The organism is Achromobacter sp. NPDC058515, from assembly GCF_042721735.1.
Lineage (GTDB): Bacteria > Pseudomonadota > Gammaproteobacteria > Burkholderiales > Burkholderiaceae_B > Achromobacter.
Window position 1 is genome coordinate 101,005 of sequence record NZ_JBHXNI010000019.1, and the last position, 4,415, is coordinate 105,419.

General features: G+C 61.8%; 4 protein-coding genes and 1 pseudogene. All 5 read right to left on the reverse strand.

Annotated elements, in window-relative coordinates; all coding sequences use genetic code 11:
* Positions 1-220 (reverse strand): hypothetical protein (locus ACFWP0_RS26440; protein WP_377847258.1); only part of this gene is annotated, 220 nt, incomplete at its 3' end.
* Entirely contained in the window at positions 217-3,042 is a 2,826-nt protein-coding gene (locus ACFWP0_RS26445; RefSeq protein ID WP_377847260.1) for a toxin VasX, read from the reverse strand. The genes ACFWP0_RS26445 and ACFWP0_RS26440, both read right to left, overlap by 4 nt.
* Entirely contained in the window at positions 3,039-3,608 is a 570-nt protein-coding gene (locus ACFWP0_RS26450) for a hypothetical protein (protein WP_377847262.1), read from the reverse strand. The genes ACFWP0_RS26445 and ACFWP0_RS26450 overlap by 4 nt, the downstream gene beginning before the upstream one ends.
* Positions 3,520-3,933, reverse strand: a complete 414-nt coding sequence (locus tag ACFWP0_RS26455; protein WP_377847264.1) for a DUF4123 domain-containing protein — start codon at positions 3,931-3,933, stop codon at positions 3,520-3,522. Before ACFWP0_RS26455 ends, ACFWP0_RS26450 begins: the two co-directional genes overlap by 89 nt.
* A pseudogene (locus ACFWP0_RS26460) lies at positions 3,930-4,415 on the reverse strand (type VI secretion system tip protein VgrG); the annotation flags it as partial. The gene ACFWP0_RS26455 and the pseudogene ACFWP0_RS26460, both read right to left, overlap by 4 nt.

The window sequence follows — 4,415 nt, forward strand, 5'->3', positions numbered from 1 at the left end:
AGCACACAAGATACAGAACAAAGGCCAGCTTTCCGACAAAAACACGACTTTCCAAATAACGCTCATTGAATAAATTCTCGTCAGATAGGTCGTCCGAAAAACTGACCTGTCCAGGCCACATCGCTATGCGGATATCGGGAAGTTGCTGCCAATCTGGGCGTTTTCGAGCATTAGCTAACAACTGCTCGAAGGTGAGACGTGGAATTTGACTACTTGTCAATTGGTCATCTCCAGTACCAGATCCGGCTGGGTGAAGCCGTTGGGCCAATAGCGCACCACCGTATTGCCAAGCAGGTTGTGCGCTTCCAACCGCAGGTAGCCGTTGCCACCCCGGACCTCGACTTTCGCCGGGTCGCTGAAGGCGTTTTCGGTCATCAACCCGAAGGCCACGTGCTGCGTCAGCGCGTATGCGCTGATTTGCGGCTGCCAGCCTGGTAACAGTACCGCGACATCGCGTTGAGCTCGCGGGAGCCCAATACTCGGAAAAATTCCATCTAGCACAATGTTCCCGAATTTATAGCTGGTGTCGATTTTGGGCTTCAGAAACAGCTCGTAGTACGCTTTTTGCTCCGCCGCACCGTTCATCGTTGGCGCGAGGCCCAGGCATCCCTGCCTGATCCAATCGGCGACTTTGGCCTTATCGGCGCGGGCCTGGTTCCAGGCATACGCGAGTTGCAACGCCGTAAGGATCAAGGCCACTGGCGCATCGGCAAACCATATTGCCGCCCGTCCGAGGGTTCCGAGTACTACTGTCTCGCCGAGAGCCTGCGCTGCAATTGTTCTTGCCAATTGCGTGGTTCCTTGTACCCACATCTTTGCTCCGAGATGGGCAAACCCGACTCCAGCTGATACGCCTTGAAGTACAACGCCAATAGCCGTGACGGCCCTTTCTTGCTGTCCCTGCTTATCTAGTGCAATCAGATCTTTAAACGCGAATGTTAATGATGCTAGTGCAACCAACCCAATCGCCCAACGATCCGCCCGATCCGCCAACTTCCTCAGCGCCTCCGCCTCGGCAGCCTTGCCGCTCAATGCCGCCATATCGCGCTGCCGGTTCAACACCGCGGACGCAAGGCCTTTCCCCGCACCGCCCACGCCCAGCAAGCTCCCCGTGGCATTCAGGCTATTGACCAGCGCGCTTTGGTCGCCCGCCGTGAACTGGTTGAGCGCCGCAGCGGTATTGGTCACGGAGGCGAGCACGCTCAAGCCGCCCAGTCCTAGCTTGGTCCCGTGCCACAACGACAGCCGGGACGCGAGCCTGGGCACCAGTTCACGCACCTCGGCCTGCTCTGCTTCTTCAAGCGCGGACACCAGTCGTATCACCGTGATCTGATCCTTGGCGCCCTGGGCAAGGGCGCTCGGTCGGAAGTTGATGCTGCCGGTGAGCTTGGCCTCGCCACGCAACCGCTCTGGAACGTCGCGGGTGGCGATTTGCCCCGGGCTGGCAAGCCGGCCTTCGGCGACTTCAAGCAAGGCGGCGTAACGGCTACTCCAGAGGGTCTGGGCCGTCATGGAGGTCTGTCCTTTCATCAATGACAGCATGGCCAGCGCGGTGAGTTGCCGCGAGGCCGCATCGGGCTTGATATCCTTGACGATGGCGTTCAGGTCCTTCAACGCCTTGCTGGCGATTTGGTCCGTCGTGGTCTCCAGCACTTGACGCGCCGCGGCCCAGGCGCTGATCTTGGGGAATCCAAGCAGGGCGAGAGCGAGCAGACTGCCCTCGCGTGGTCCACCCGGCGGCAACTGACGAGCGAGCTCCTGCGTCCCCGTGGCGCTGCAGATTAGGCCATGGAGGGTGCGCACGACGGCGGCGCGGCCGGCCACGAACCCCCGGGCATCCCGCCAATCGTAAAGTTCACGAAGCGCAACTGGCAACGCACCCGGGCCGGCATAGGCCTGTCCCCACGGCAAGAGATCTGCCGCCGCAGCGTCCAATTGTTGCTGGTAGTGCGCTACGGTCGGAGCGTCTTGTTCGAGGAAGGCTCCCCGAGCCTTTTGGTCCACCGCGTCTCTGAACAGATCGCGTTTGGCATCCAGCCCCTTCCTGTAAGCGCGATCGCGGGCACCGTTGGCGGCTCCACCTGTCGCGCCCGGCGGTAATGCACTACCCACCACGTCGTTATTGAATACCTCGAGTTCGACCTCCCGGGCCAGATTGTTGCCAAGGGTCTCGATCACGTCGCTGACCCAGCGTAATCGGGCCGCGTTCTCGTTGTAGGCGTTCCATTGTTTAAGCACACTATCGATGCGGTGATTGAGTTCGCTGGCCAGGCCCACCGGATCGTGCAGCACAACCGCCAGCCTGGCGCTGCCCGGCCCCTGAGCCATGCTCAGGTCGGCTAGCGTCGGTAGACGGCCACTGTTCGGGTACTCAGACCAAACGACTGGCTTGCCGTCGAGTCCTACAGGCTGCTGATCCGCGACATCTTCCACGCGCAGCGTGTGCTTGACCGGCGGACTGGCTGCCGGGCTAGGGTCATCCTTGAACGCGGCCAGCCAGGGTACGAGGTTCACCTCCGTACCCAGGGTGCTGCGCACATTGTTCGTGTTGCCCTGAAAGGCCGCGAGCTTCGCCGGACTGAGCAAGGTATCGGCAAACCAGATCGCGACCGATTTTGGATCGTGGTCGTAGGCTGGAATGTAGGGAAAGGCCAGCAGCTCGCCGACCAATGCCGTAGGGCGGAATTCATTGTCGAGTTGAAGCCGCTGGAACTGCGCGGGCCGGCGCTGGCCGCCGTTGGTGTCGCCGTCCGGACTGCGATAGACGAAGCACAGGATCTGCTCCCGGTTGTCCGGGTCATGGATGTACAGGAATCCATCGTCGTCGCGCAGGGGGCGCAACACGTACTCGGTACTGTCCAGTGCGGGAAATCCGCGTTCCAGGTTGGGATGGCGGTATGCGAATCCTCCCTTCTCGGCGGGCGCGACCGCGTAGCGCAGCGGAAAGAAGGGAATGACCTTGCTGCAATTGTGCGGTGATTGGGCGGAACCGCTCGGCGTGCAGGCGCTCAGCTCCCGTGGTGTTTTGGCGATGACGGTCATGCCGCGGCTCCTTTCATCAAGACATGCACGCGTTGCAGGCGACGCCAGGCTGGGGATTGCAAGTCGCCCAGGATGCCGGGCAGTGGACTTTGCTTCGCGAAGAGTTGCTCGTGGTAGCGGAAGTACACGTCCAGGAAGCCATACATGTCCTCGTCGCTCTTGAAACCCCGCGAGCAGGCATCGGCGGTGTGTTCTTGCACGTAGGTCAACATGGTGGGTTCGTCGATTCCATCAAGCGCCTCGATGCCGCTCGCCAGCAAACGGCGAGCGAACTTCCTGTCGCGGTATTGCGTCTGCTGAGTGTGAAGGCCATGCAGATGCGCGGAGCTCAACATAAGCGGCGCGCCGGCGGCTTGTCCCTGGCCGGGCGCGCCCTGATCCATGACGTACCAGTCGCCATGGCCTTCGTTCCATTCGCACCAGTACCAATGATCGATCGGGCCGAGCAGCGTATCGAGCGTCTCGGGATCCATCCCTTCAGCAATCCCGCGCAATGCGCGCGGCTCGTGCAGCCGCATCAGAGACTGTTCGCCGTCGGGCAGCTGCGCATGGCGCAGGCTGCGCATGGCGCAGGCTGCGCAGGTGCTCCAGCACCGCGTCAAAGGGTTGGCCGGATACCAGCAATCCGCCCCAATGCAATGTCGCCCATACCTGCATGAACGCCTGCAGCAGGGGCGAGTCATTGCGGGCCTGCACCAGCAAGGGGCCATCCCGATGTTGGGCGGCGTACTCGGTATGGCTGTAGACCCAGGCGTGCCAGATGCGGTGATCCAGCTTGCGCACGATAGCCTCCAGCTCAGGTTCCAGACCGCCGTCCAGGATCCACAGGAGATGTGGCTGCTGCTTGGCGTGCGCCAACAGCGCGTCGGGTGTCGTGCGCTGAAGCGTCATCGGGCGGTCCCCGACCGGCCGCAGGGGCACGGCTCAAGAGGACAGGTGCCGTCGCTGCGCATGGCGCACAGCGTGTTGAGCGCACGACCTTGTTCGGCGACGCCTTTGATGCTTAGCTGATTGCCGGCGCCGCCGCTCTGGCTCATGGGGCCTTTGAGCTTGATGGCGATGCCTTCCAGCGTGATGCCGCCGCTGTCAATGGTGATTGTGCCGCCGGGTCCCTTGAGGACCACCTTGTCGCTGGCCTGCAAGTCGTAGCGCAAGGTTTTTCGCTCGATGCTCTGGCCGGCGGTGAGTTGATGATGTCCCTGTACCGTGTGCTCCACATGCCCGCCGACATCGATCAGGTGGTTCGCCGCGGTCTTGTCGAGTCGATGGTTGCCGACCTCTTCGGTACGATCCTTGGCCGTATGAATGGTGTGGTTGCGCGCTATCGTCAGGAAATCGTCCTGGGCGATCGTGTGGCGGCGGTCATGGCCAAT